We start from the raw sequence: 13,394 nt of genomic DNA on the forward strand, positions 1-13,394 counted from the left end.
TTAAATCAGCTAGGAAAGTGAGAGCCTCCAAAAAGCAAATTCCCATAGCATAAACAACACCAACTCTGACACACCGAGCAGGTAGCGGCTCAGTCCAACAAGCGATTATGCAACACAAACAGCGTGTCGCATAAATACTAAAATGTTATGCATTTAATCAGAATTTTGAGGTTTAATGAGAAATCATAGAGTTTTTAAATTTAGAGCCGGAAACGCTAATGACCTTGATGCTCTTTTCGATAGCTATGTCTGGTTTGCTGGGTTGTCAGCTTTAAATGATCCTTATGAAGGCTTTGCTGCACTGTCAAATGAAAATATTGACGATGATTTCAGAGAAAAATATTTAGCCGCTGTCTATTCAAAGGAACCTAAAAAAGAAATAACCCCAGAGAAAGAGGCTTCGAAAGTTCGACAAGAATGCCAAGGCGATAGTTTTTCTGAGTATGTGGACAAAAAAACTGCTGAGATAATAAATAGCTACTATGAGGAGCATAAGAATGATTTCAAAATATTTTCTCTTTCCTTAGCGAAGGATCAGCATGAATTTCCTGCGCCATTAAATAACATGCTCATGTGGTCCCATTATACGAATGGTTTCAAAGGCTTTTGTATAGAGTTTGATTTTGAAAAGCTGAAAGAGAGCATAGAAACTAACATGGAATGTGAACTTGGCACTTCCCAAGTTGCGTATGCCACTGACGGTAAACTACCCGTTGTAAATATGAAAACTTTTATGCAATCGACTATCGATGACAGTAAAGATAGTTCGTTTGAGATTATCGATGCATTTACAAAAAAAGAGCAGAGCTGGTTTTACGAAAACGAAGTAAGGTTTCTTTCTACTGCCGCAGGAAAACATGAATACTCCTCAGATGCCATAAATGCAATATATGTCTCAGAAAATGCGCCCAATTGGTTAAAGCAAAGCATTGTGACTTTCGCGGTAGCTAATAGTAATCTGAAACTCTTTTTAGTTAAATTACATCGTAGTGAATACAAATTTGGTTTCGAGAGAATAAATGCATAACAAACCGCTGTAGTCGGTCGCAAGCTCCCTGGGACAATAACACGTGGGCTCAGTCGCTTCGCTCCAAATTTTAGCCCACGTGTTATTGCCCATAAGCGGAGCGTTATCAATATCCGCATCACGCCCTGAGGCACTCAACAAGCTTTTTCTATCACTAAAAGAGGAGAACCTTTCTCTTTTAGTGCTTTTAAATATTTTGATTCATCATAAGCTTTTCCTGTTTTCCAGCACCTTAATAGACCTTAGGCTAGTACAGCTTACTTTAGTATTGCGAATTTACGACCTGTGAGCATATGTTCAGGATCTAATGCATTAGGGTTGTAAGATGAGCTTTTAATTACTTCATAAATAACAATATCTTTAGCATCTTGTTCAAAAGGGTTTTTTAACTCCAGTGACTCTTTGTCATTAAAAAAGTCGAACTTTTCATAAGCAGTAATAAAATGTTTATTTTCAAGATACTCGTTACAACTCAATGCTAATTTTAAAGCCTCCAACAGTAGATGTTTAAGAGCTCGATTCTCACCCCGACATGCAGCAAACAACGCTATTGTGGTATTTTTACTTTCAAGCTTAGGCGGCTCATCAAATGGCATTTGTTTCGCTAGGCCCATTAAATATTGACGAAAGTACTTGCTATCATTTTTTAAGCTAAAGTATTCAAGTTTTCTTTTTCTAACTAAGCGAGAAGCCCATTGTGGTTCTTCAGCTATTGTTGCAGCCCAAGGCATACCAACCAGTACTATTGGCACTTTGGCTTCTTCACTAATAAACTTTAACCCATTTGCGATTTGTTGCCGCTCTTGTATGCTTTTAAACTCTATTAACTCCTGAAACTCATTAATGATGAGTAACTCAACTTGAGCTTTAATTAAGCTTTCTACAAGCTTTTTAGTAAGGTCTGTTTTGTAGCCTCGCTTTTGAATTTGACTACTTCCAAATAGCTCCAGATCTGCCAGCATTTGAATTAAAGTAGCATCTAAGCCTTTCCCCCTAGATATACGACTTATTAAGACTGGCATAGTGTTTCGGCTATAATTCTGTGTAGCTAGAACTCTTTTTTTGTATTGATTAATGGTATGGCTTTTTCCTACGCCTGTATCACCAATTAATAGCATACACTGTTGGTCTGACTGAAATTTACGGTTTAATCTTAATTCATCAAAGTCATTAAAAATTGTTTTAATTTGAGTATGCATAACGATGCAATCGCTAAAGTTGCGCAACTGTCCGATCTGTAATTCTGTTAAGGCATTCATTCAAATGCCTCTAAGTCATCATCCCAATCATCAAAAATATCGTTACTTATATTTTTTTGCACAGGGGCTGCACTTTTTTCAGAAACCTTAATAGTGCCCGTTCCTGTATTGCTTACATCAGCTATTTGAGCTTGCTTTTTGACAGTTGTTATTTTTGCTTTAGTTTTTGATTCAATCAAAGCTTCTTGCTCTTGTTTTACTCGCTCATGAATAGCCATGCGAGCTTTAGCTAAGCCCAGACTATCTTTAGATTCCCTAATCATTTCTCTATTAATTTTTTTTATTGTTTTATGCTCATAGATACTTAACCCGTCCGTATAACCGGTAGGGTCTGTACACGGTACTTCTAGGTAGCTTTCCAGCTCTTCTAAGTAAACATAAATTTTTGAAATATCATCAGGATCAACTTTAATCAGTTTTTTTATAGTTTCTTTTGTTTGCGGATAATGTTTACGATAATCAGCCAAAGCTGTTGAGTCATACATTAACTCTTGATATTTAAACCCATTTCTCGTTAATGTTCTTGAGTCTGAGATGCGCATTAACATATCAAAACGCGCTTCATCATCTTCACTCATAGTTAAAGGAGGATAGACATCATATCCTCGTTGCCACTGCTTGATTGGGATACGAGTTTCACGCGAATTATTATCTTGATGGTATACATCCACGATCCAACGGTGAAATTCTTCAACAAACGTTGAGAAACGCATAATTGCATCTTTCTCAGGTTTATATTCTTCTTTTTCTAAAATATTTGAAAATGTTTTTCCTGGTAATTCTGGTAAGAAATATTCATTAATCACGCCAAAAAACCGCTCTATAAACGGTTTTAACCAAGGCTTGCGTACGGGGTTATATTGGATATTTATTCCTGCTGACTGACAAGCATGCTCTAAGTTTTTAGACCAAAACTCAGCACCATTATCTACAACTAAATTTTCAAATTTACCAAAGCAGGGCCAAACATTTTGTAGTTCTATATTCAGACCATCAAGTGATTTTGGCTTAATTGCATGAGTAATAGCCTTAGCAGCAGATACGTACGAAGGAGATTTATAACTAAGATGAAAACCAAGAACACAACCACTAAATACATCAATAAGTAATGTTAGATAAGGTCTTCCTATAGGGATAAGTAACTCATCATCAAGTAGAATTAAATCAAGTGGAGTATGATCAATCTCTACCCGCTCTAGTATTCTTGTAGGAGGTACATGAGCAGCACAGTAAGCAAACCATTGATCTGCTTTAAATTTACCATGCCTTGCCACCGCAACCGCATATGGAGGGATTGCTTTGATTCTTTGATTAAAAGCACTGTAGGATATTATTGGAACTTTGCCTTCAACAATATGCTCATTTTCAATAATAATTAAGTCTTTGTAGTACTGGTATGCTGTTGCAACAGTAGGCCTTTTAGCATCTAAAAATCGCTCTAAAGCTTTATCAAAAAACTTATCATCCCCTGTTATACGCTTGGTTCTATTTCCCATTTTATGGTTTTTATCAGCAAGGGAGGCAATATCCCCGTTGCTTTCGATATACTTTTTACGCCAACGAGCAACAGTCCGCCAATTTGGCCTATCTTGTGTATTCTCTTTAAAAAGTTCGTCTAAAATAGGATCTAAATTTTTTTGAGTCCAGCCACGTGAAAGCTTTTTATCTATAGAGCTAATTATCTTATATCTTTGTAGCGCTTGATTCTTAAAGGTATCTGTAAAGGTATCCAAATCACGCTTGATTAAGTTAGCATCATCTAATTTGACGTATTGAGTGGGCGTTTGTGGTTTTAATGGCGCTAGTGATTCATCAAATTCATTAAAAAAGTCAGTCATGGTGTAGCCCATAATGTTGGATTATTAGTTAAATCATCACACCCTAGATCAGCCTTAACCAATCCTTTATGCATTAACCCAAATATAAAGGAGCGTGTTTTACCAATTGGTAAACCAATCTGAGAGCTTATATCATTTAACTTAATTACCCCTGATTTATGAATAAAACTGAGCAACTCATTTTGAATGCTACTGATACCATAAACACCTGAGTAGCGATGTAATAGTTTTAAGTTGTTTAATATTGGGTTTACCCTAATTTGCCTATCAGTCACTAAAATAAGATCAATTCCCATTTTTAATGATGCAGCCCTTTTAGCCGCAAATTCAGCTCTAAATAGTGGAGAAGCAATTTTAGAATAGGGCTTATATTCGTGGTATTTTTGAGTTTTATCTGTATATGAAATCAGTGCATCTGGTGTATAAGGTAAGCTTTTACCCATAAACTCATATTTAAAGCCTTCAGGCTGACTGCCAAAACTCTCTATCAAGTCGTTATATTCATGATGAAAACATGCATCAAACTCTAATGTGCTCTCACACATAACTACACTACTAACTTTAGTGCTCGCAAATTTGAATACATTTTTATTAGGAGAAGGCTTTCTTAAGTTGCGTATATACATAAGTAAATATTTATTTTTATTATTTTAGTACACACACTATACAAATAAAAATCCAGTATGTCACACTATGGCTCAACTTATGTGTAAGCGATTGATTATAATGATATTTATTTTTAGTATAATTTTTAATAAGAGGATTTATGTCAAAGTATGGTTTAATTATGTCATAGTATGGTTGTATTATGTCAGACTATGGTTTCAGCGACATCAGCGACAACTTTAACCTTTAACCTTTAACCTTTAACCTAAACCATCGCGGCTTTTACATATACATCAAAGCGGTTCTTTTTCGTTTTGATTTGCATGCTTGGGGTTTTATCATTTAAAAATGGTGCGTAATCGGGGCGTTTAACCACCACACGTTTGCTGGCAAGAGGGTAGGCAAACTCGAGTAAATCATCGGCGTCGGTATCACCACCCACTAACTCTTGGAATACCCGCATTTCTTTTTTAACCAATGCTGATTTTTCACGGTGCGGAAACATAGGATCTAAATACACTACATCGGGCACGCTGTCACATTGAGCAAGTAAGGTATGGCTTGAGCCAAATATTAAGCTCATATTTTGCTGCATCCATAGGCCAATTTCACTATCGTTATAAGCACGTTGTAAACCGTCATATAACAGCGCGGCAACCACGGGGTGGCGCTCATGCAAAATCACTTTACAGCCTAGCGAGGCTAAAACAAAACCATCACGTCCAAGCCCTGCGGTTGCATCGAGTACCACTGGCGTTGCGCCCTTATTAAGACCAACGGCTTTAGCAATTGATTGCCCTTTACCACCACCAAATTTACGCCTATGTGCAACGGCACCAGTTACAAAGTCTACGTTAATTGCACCTAGTTTAGGCTCATCAGTTTTATATAGGCTTAGCCCTTTATCATCGTAATGCAAACTAAAGCCACTGCTTTGCTCTGCCCATTGAGCAAGCCCAAAGCGTGTTTCTAACTCATTCAAATATGGCCGACACTCTTTAAACGCACACTGTATAACCACTTCACACTCCGATGATAAATTTCACCGCTATTATACCCAAACAGCAGCAATATACGAAGTTCGCAAGGTGTATAGTTTAAAACAACTCAATATCGTTATTTTCACTCTCAGATTCTGGCTTCGCTTGTTGTTTACTTAGTTGTAAATGTAGTCAGCCCCGCCAACACTAAACCCTTTAATACGTTCAGCCTGCCCCACTTTGGATGATAAAAACATTACCGGAATGTCTGTTGTGGCTTTATTTTTTTTGGTGCTTTGACACACTTCATAACCAGACATACCCGGCATTTCAACATCAAGCAAAATAATATCAGGGTTATACTTGTTTGCTTGTCTTATGCCATCTTCACCATTTTGGCATGGAGCACTTTACAAAACCCAGCTAAAGACTCTTCAATAATATGGTGCATTAATTTATCGAAATTGCCAGTATTAACTTTGCCATGCGTTAGTCCCTTTTAGTACTTCGTTCAAAGCATAGTGCGCTATGTTGAAACTACTAAAACTTATTCAAAATATTCTTTAACAACACTGTGTTTTAGGCAATAAAAAAGCGCCACTGGGGCGCTTTTGTAATTATATTTTAATCCGCAAAGGTCAACAGACCCTAAGCGGCAATGCCACTGTGGCGTAGTAGTGCGTCTACACTTGGCTCACGACCACGGAAGTTTTTAAACAGTGCCATTGGCTCTTCACTGCCGCCTTTTTCAAGAATGTGCTGCATAAACGCTTGGCCTGTTTGTGGATTAAAAATCCCCTCTTCTTCAAATTTAGAATAGGCGTCTGCCGAAAGTACTTCAGCCCATTTGTACGAGTAATAACCTGCACTATAACCGCCCGCAAAAATATGACTAAAGCCATGCTGAAAACGATTAAACGCTGGCGGCTTAATGACTGAGGTACGACTGCGTACATCATCAAGCACAGCTTGAATGTTACATGGTTTGTCTGCCACGTAATCGTGGTGGATTTTAAAATCAAATAACGAGAACTCAAGTTGTCTTAACATTTGCATACCTGAGTTATAATTTTTAGCCGCAAGTAGTTTATCAAGCAACTCTTTTGGTAGTGGCTCACCGGTTTCGAAGTGACCTGAGATAAAGCTAAGCGCTTCTTCTTCGTAACACCAGTTTTCTAAAAACTGACTTGGCAATTCAACGGCATCCCATGCTACACCATTAATACCGGCAACGGGGGCTGCATCCACTTGGGTAAGCATATGATGAATGCCGTGACCAAACTCATGAAACAGTGTGGTTACTTCATTATGGGTAAACAAAGCAGGCTTATCGCCAATCGCTTTATTAAAATTACACACCAGGTAAGCAACTGGTGTTTGAAGTTCACCATTAGCGCGCACTTTACGACCCATACAGTCATCCATCCACGCACCACCACGCTTGTGATCGCGCGCATACAAATCTAAGTAAAAACGACCACGTAAAGTGTTATTGCTATCGTAAATTTCAAAAAAACGTACATCTTTATGGTAGCTATCAAAATCAGCAACTTCATTTACAGTAATACCAAATAGGCGATTAACCGTTTCAAATAAGCCACTTAGTACTTTATTTGCTGGGAAGTATGGGCGAAGAACTTCATCTGAAATCGCGTACTTTTCTTGCTTTAGTTTTTCACTGTAATAACCAAAATCCCACGCCTGTAGTTCACTAATACCGTGCTGTTGCTCTGCATATTGTTGCAACTCTTTAAGCTCTTGCTCTGCTTGTGGCTTAGATTTAGCGGCTAAATCTTCTAAAAATGAAAATACCTGCGCAGGTGATTCTGCCATTTTTGTAGCTAACGATTTTTCGGCGTAATTATTAAAGCCTAGTAATTGTGCTAACTCATGACGCAGTGCCAGTTCTTCACTCATTATAGCTGAGTTATCGAACTCACCCGCATTTGGCCCTTGATCGGATGCACGAGTAGAAAACGCGGTGTATGTTTCTTTGCGAAGTTCACGGTCGTCTGCGTAAGTCATTATAGGTAAGTAAGAAGGGAAATCGAGAGTGAATACCCAGCCTTCTAAGTCTTTACTTTTTGCCGTATCGGCCGCTAATGCCAGTGCTGATTCTGGTAAACCCGCTAGTTGGCTTTCATCGGTAATATGCTTATGCCATGCAAGCGTGGCATCCATCACATTATTACCAAATTTTGAAGCAAGCTCTGATAAACGCGCACTAATTTCACCGTAGCGTTTTTGCTGCTCAGGATTTAATGCAATGCCTGAAAGCTTAAAGTCGCGCAATGCGTTGGTAATGGTTTTTTGCTGGGCAGTAGTGAGTGTTTTAAATTCATCACTGTTATAAAGCGCGCTGTAAGCCTCATATAAACCTTGGTGTTGGCCAACAAAAGTAGAATATTCAGAAATAAGCGGCAAACATTGCTCGTAAGCTTCGCGCAGTTCATCGTTGTTCATTACTGAATTTAAATGTGATACCGGTGAAAATAATCGCGATAGTTTATCGTCGGCTTCTTCAAGCGTTAGTACTAAATCATTCCAAGTGAAAGATTGCTTTGCTAGTACGCTTTCAATCTCACTGCGACAGTGCTCAATACCTTTTTTTAATGCCGGTACTACATGTTCAGGCTTTATTTTTGAAAAAGGAGGAAGTCCTTCAAGCCCAATAAGGGGATTTGTTTGTGCATTGCTCATAGTCATTCTCAGTTTATGCAAATATAAAAATGAAGTTGGGGCAAAATACGTAAATACAAGGGCAAACCTGCTTTACTAATTAACGAGTGTGTATCTGCAAATGTTCACCTAGCCGCTTGATCTGAAATAGCATATCTTTCGTTTGATAAAGGATGTTTGATAGATTTTAGCAGCCCCGAACAAGTGACTTGTTCATCGCATATGATATTATCGGTAAAACATTGTTAAATACATTTAGAGGATTAAACATGGCTCAGCATTTTGATTACATTGCAATTGGTGGCGGTAGTGGTGGTATTGCATCAGCTAACCGTGCAGCAATGCGTGGCGCAAAAGTAGCATTAATTGAAGCTAAACACATGGGTGGCACCTGCGTAAACGTAGGGTGTGTTCCTAAAAAAGTAATGTGGCATGGTGCTCAAGTTGCTGAAGCAATTAATCTTTATGCTCCTGATTACGGTTTTGATGTTGAAGTTAAAGGTTTTGACTGGTCAAAGCTAGTAGAAAGCCGTGAAGCCTATATTGGCCGCATTCACAAAGGCTATGATAATGGTTTAGCTAAAAATGGCGTAACTGTGATCAAAGGCTTTGCAAAATTTGTGGATAGTAAAACCGTTGAAGTAAATGGTGAGCATTACACTGCTGATCACATTTTAGTTGCCGTAGGCGGACGCCCTACTATTCCTAACATTCCAGGTGCTGAACACGGTATTGATTCAAACGGCTTTTTTGAGCTGAACGAACAACCTAAACGTGTTGCTGTTGTTGGTGCCGGTTATATTGCCGTAGAAATTGCCGGTGTACTGCACAGCTTAGGTACACAAACTCACTTATTTGTTCGTAAGAGCAAGCCACTGCGTACCTTTGACCCATACATTATCGACACACTGGTTGATATTATGGCAAAAGAAGGCCCAACACTGCACACTGAGTGTTCACCAAAAGAAGTGGTAAAAGAGGCTGATGGCAGCTTAACGATTCATTTTGAGAATGGTTACAGCGAAAATGTTGATCAGGTTATTTGGGCTATAGGCCGCACGCCAACAACCGATAAAATTAACCTTGCTGCAGCAGGCGTAGAAGTAAACGAAAGCGGTTATGTAAAAGTAGATGAATACCAAAACACCACAGCTGAAAATGTATACGCTGTGGGTGATATTATCGAAAATGGTATTGAGCTTACACCGGTTGCTGTTAAAGCGGGTCGTACTCTATCGGAGCGTTTATTTAATAAAGAATTGCCGAACGATTTAAAAATGGATTACAGCCTAGTACCAACCGTAGTATTTAGCCACCCACCTATCGGCACCATTGGTCTAACTGAGCAAGAAGCGATTTCTCAGTACGGCGGCGAAAATGTAAAAGTATATAAATCAAGCTTTGCGGCCATGTACACCGCCGTTACTCAGCACCGCCAAGCCTGTAATATGATGTTAGTATGTGCAGGCGATGATGAAAAAGTTGTGGGCTTACACGGTATTGGTTTTACCGTTGATGAAATGATTCAGGGTTTTGCAGTCGCTATGAAAATGGGCGCCACTAAAGCTGATTTTGATGCCGTGGTTGCACTACACCCTACGGGGTCGGAAGAGTTTGTTACTATGAGATAAGCTTGAGGTTCGAGGTTCGAGGTTCGAGGTTCGAAAAATAAAAAAACCTTGTGGTTAACATCGCAAGGTTTTTTATTTTTAAATGACCAAATTTACGCGAGATAAACTCGCTGCTACGTAATCTCGACTCGTAGCCCGTCGCCCGCTAACCTTCGCACTTTAAGCTAAATGCTCTCGGGCTAAATACTCTAACGATTGCATTTCTTGCAGGCGACTAATACAGCGTTTAAATTCAAAGTTTAAATTGCCTTGTGTATAGAGCTCGGTAATGGGTTTTTCTGCAGAGATAATTAACGTTACATTACGCTCATAAAATTCATCTACCAACGCAATAAAGCGCCTTGCTGCGTCATCATTATTTTGCCCTAACTGTTTTACATTAGATAAAATCACCGTGTTATATAATCGGCTTATTTCCATGTAATCCACTTGGCTACGGGCAGTTTCACACAGTTCGCTAAATTCAAACATAACGATGCAGTCAGACACCTTGCGGGTTTTGATCATCCGCCCTTCGATTTCAATTGGGGTATCTAGTTTACCGACTTCTGGCGAGAGCTTGTCAAAATATTCGAATAGGTTTTTATCGGCTTGTTCATCAAGCGGGCTGTGAAAAATTTCTGCTTGTTCCAGTGTACGTAATCGGTAATCAACGCCTGAATCTACATTAACTATTTCAGTATGCTTATTCACTAAGGCAATAGCCGGTAAAAAACGGGCTCGCTGTAAGCCATTGCGATATAAATCATCAGGTACAATATTAGAGGTTGCAACTAATACAATACCGCGAGCAAATAGCGCTTCCATTAAACCACCGAGCAACATGGCATCGGTAATGTCTTGAACAAAAAATTCATCAAAGCAAATTATGTCTGTTTCTGCTTTGAAAATATCGGCAACTGTTTCTAAAGGGTTGGCAGTGTTATTTAACTTTTTAAGTTCATCGTGTACTCGGTGCATAAAACGGTGAAAATGCACTCGCATTTTTCTATCACCCGGTAACGCTTCGTAAAAAGTATCAACAAGGTAAGTTTTACCACGGCCTACGCCACCCCAAAAGTATAAACCTTTAATAGGAGCTGGCTCTGCTTTATTAAAAAGCTTTGCAAAAAAACCTTTAGATTGTGGTTTTGCTTGTGTTAAATCGTCGTATAAGCGCTGTAAATGACGAACTGCATTTTCTTGTGCTGCGTCATGTACAAAGTCATCGCGTTGAAGGTCTTGCTGGTATGTTTGCCAAGGAGTCATATCTATTTACAGTTAAAACACAGTTTAATTTGTAAAGCATATTAACACGCATCAATACTCAGGGTATATTAGACTTAATATGAATTATTATTGAACTAAATTTTTTTAGTTATTTTCGCATAGAGGTGAATTTATGGGTACATTTACATGGGTAGGTTTAGTGATAGTGGTTGCTATTGCTGCATTTTTCGTTGGTGCCTTTGTCACTAAAAAACAATTTAAACAAGATGAGTTAGAGCAACAAGTAGAGCAAGCTAAGCATTCGCTTGAGCAGTATCGTCAAGATGTTGCCGACCATTTAGCGAACACTGGTAAGTTAGTAAACAAAATGAAAGAAAACTACGACCAGTTATTAAGTCATGTTGAAGAAACTAATCAACTGTTACTTGAGGACAGAAATAAAGCCCCTGCTGAACCGTTTTTCTCAAAAGAAACCACAGAACAGTTACAAGCGTCATTAAAAGAACGTAGTTCTGACCGCTCAAACGCCGATGCCCAACCAGCGGATTATGTGTCGGGTAAGTCAGGTTTATTTGCAGGTGATATGAATACTTCTAAAGCATCTTGATGAACTTTTTTTTGACCCCATAGTCTTTAAGTAATATACCTAACCATGTGTGAGCTAGGTATACAGCTTTGATACTTTTTTGAGGCTGCTTATTGCAGCCTTTTGCTTTTTAAGTGGAGTAAACCCTGACTATGAAAATGAAATTATCACTTATCAGTGCTGCTATTTTATCTACTAGCTTATTACTAAGTCCAACCGCCTCGTTTGCTAAGTTGCCGGTTGCCGTTAATGGTCAACAATTACCAACACTTGCCCCTATGCTTGAGCAAATTACCCCAGGTGTAGTGAGTATTCAGGTTTCAGGCTCTAAAGAGGTTCGCCGACGCGGTGACCCACTCGATTTCTTTTTTGGCAACCCGCAGCCACGTAGCCAAAAGCGCCAGTTTAGTGGTTTAGGCTCTGGAGTTATTATTGATGCTGACAAAGGTTATGTGGTTACTAACAATCATGTCGTGCAAGACGCTGAAAAAATGGTGGTCACTCTTGAGGATGGCCGCGAATATGAAGCAACAAAAATTGGTAGCGATAAAGAGTCTGATATTGCGCTACTACAAATAGACGCAGATGAATTAACCGCAGTAAAGCTAGCTAACTCAGATGATTTACGTGTCGGTGATTTTGCCGTCGCAATTGGTAACCCTTTTGGTTTAAGCCACACGGTTACCTCAGGTATTGTTAGCGCATTAGGCCGCAGTGGCTTAAATATTGAGGGTTACGAAGATTTCATTCAAACCGATGCCGCGATAAACCAAGGTAACTCAGGTGGGGCTTTAGTTAATTTAAACGGTGAGCTGATTGGTATTAATACCGCTATTTTAGGTGCATCAGGCGGAAATGTGGGGATTGGCTTTGCTATTCCGTCAAATATGATGAAAAACCTAGTTGATCAAATTGTAGAGCATGGTGAAGTACGCCGTGGTTCGTTAGGTATTTCAGGCCGTCCTCTTGATGCAGGTCTTGCTAAAGCACAGCAGCTTGATGTTAAACAGGGGGCTTATGTTATGCAGGTAATGGATGACACCGCAGCCAGCAAAGCCGGTATTAAAGCAGGCGATGTGATTATTAGTATTAATGGTAGCGAAATTAGTGGCTTCCATGAACTACGCAGTAAAATTGCCACCTTAGGTGAAGGCCGCGAAGTACAATTGGGGATTTACCGTGACGGTAAAGTTAAAAATGTGGAAGTAACCCTAGATGGTGCATCAGGCATTACCGCTGCGGGCGAAGAGTTACACCCAGCATTCCAAGGTGCAACACTGGAAAACGTGAAGAAGAACAAAATGAAAGGGATTGAGGTGACCTCTGTCGACCCTCGTTCGCCATCAGCACGAGTAGGCCTTGAAGAAGGCGATGTTATTGTGCAAGTAAACCGTCAACGAGTAGAAAGCATTCGCGACATGAACAAAATTATCGAAGATATTCAAGGTAATATTGTGTTAGGTGTGAAACGCGGACGTGAGTCTATTTTTGTATTAATTCAGTAATAATACAATAAAAGTAACAGCGGCACTTGCCGCTGTTATTTTTTTTGTGCCATCATAAAGGGATTGCTCACTAA

The 13,394-nt window shown here is 39.2% G+C and carries 10 protein-coding genes and 1 pseudogene; 4 read left to right on the forward strand and 7 right to left on the reverse strand.

Going from position 1 to position 13,394, the window contains the following annotated elements:
* Positions 1–175: 175 nt before the first annotated feature.
* Positions 176–1,027, forward strand: coding sequence for a DUF2971 domain-containing protein (locus MTN96_RS14775; RefSeq protein WP_248532104.1), 852 nt, complete (start codon positions 176–178; stop codon positions 1,025–1,027).
* A gap of 257 nt (positions 1,028–1,284) precedes the next feature.
* Here the strand turns inward: MTN96_RS14775 and MTN96_RS14780 are convergent, their stop codons facing one another.
* From MTN96_RS14780 to prlC, 6 genes and pseudogenes are all read right to left on the reverse strand, one after another.
* Complete coding sequence (locus MTN96_RS14780) at positions 1,285–2,286, reverse strand: TniB family NTP-binding protein (RefSeq protein WP_248532105.1); 1,002 nt, start codon at positions 2,284–2,286, stop codon at positions 1,285–1,287.
* Positions 2,283–4,124: a Mu transposase C-terminal domain-containing protein gene (locus tag MTN96_RS14785; RefSeq protein WP_248532107.1), complete on the reverse strand. Its 1,842-nt coding sequence runs from the start codon at positions 4,122–4,124 to the stop codon at positions 2,283–2,285. The genes MTN96_RS14780 and MTN96_RS14785 overlap by 4 nt, the downstream gene beginning before the upstream one ends.
* On the reverse strand, positions 4,121–4,750 hold the full coding sequence (locus MTN96_RS14790; protein WP_182752307.1) for a TnsA endonuclease N-terminal domain-containing protein: 630 nt from the start codon (positions 4,748–4,750) through the stop codon (positions 4,121–4,123). The genes MTN96_RS14785 and MTN96_RS14790 overlap by 4 nt, the downstream gene beginning before the upstream one ends.
* A gap of 245 nt (positions 4,751–4,995) precedes the next feature.
* On the reverse strand, positions 4,996–5,751 hold the full coding sequence (locus MTN96_RS14795) for a class I SAM-dependent methyltransferase (RefSeq protein ID WP_036981241.1): 756 nt from the start codon (positions 5,749–5,751) through the stop codon (positions 4,996–4,998).
* A 144-nt stretch (positions 5,752–5,895) separates the two neighbouring features.
* Positions 5,896–6,196, reverse strand: a pseudogene (locus MTN96_RS14800) (response regulator); the annotation flags it as partial.
* A 162-nt stretch (positions 6,197–6,358) separates the two neighbouring features.
* Entirely contained in the window at positions 6,359–8,410 is a 2,052-nt protein-coding gene (prlC, locus tag MTN96_RS14805; protein WP_248532108.1) for an oligopeptidase A, read from the reverse strand.
* A 248-nt stretch (positions 8,411–8,658) separates the two neighbouring features.
* Here prlC and gorA point away from each other — a divergent pair, with 248 nt between their 5' ends.
* Positions 8,659–10,020, forward strand: coding sequence for a glutathione-disulfide reductase (gorA, locus tag MTN96_RS14810; protein WP_036981238.1), 1,362 nt, complete (start codon positions 8,659–8,661; stop codon positions 10,018–10,020).
* A gap of 159 nt (positions 10,021–10,179) precedes the next feature.
* Here the strand turns inward: gorA and zapE are convergent, their stop codons facing one another.
* Positions 10,180–11,268, reverse strand: coding sequence for a cell division protein ZapE (zapE, locus tag MTN96_RS14815; protein WP_010390581.1), 1,089 nt, complete (start codon positions 11,266–11,268; stop codon positions 10,180–10,182).
* Positions 11,269–11,401: 133 nt separating this feature from the next.
* Here zapE and MTN96_RS14820 point away from each other — a divergent pair, with 133 nt between their 5' ends.
* Both MTN96_RS14820 and MTN96_RS14825 read left to right on the forward strand, forming a co-directional pair.
* Complete coding sequence (locus tag MTN96_RS14820; protein WP_036981235.1) at positions 11,402–11,836, forward strand: YhcB family protein; 435 nt, start codon at positions 11,402–11,404, stop codon at positions 11,834–11,836.
* A gap of 131 nt (positions 11,837–11,967) precedes the next feature.
* A complete protein-coding gene (locus MTN96_RS14825; RefSeq protein ID WP_008465125.1) occupies positions 11,968–13,320 on the forward strand; it encodes a Do family serine endopeptidase in 1,353 nt (450 codons plus the stop codon).
* Positions 13,321–13,394 lie beyond the last annotated feature (74 nt).

Source organism: Pseudoalteromonas sp. 2CM28B (assembly GCF_023161935.1).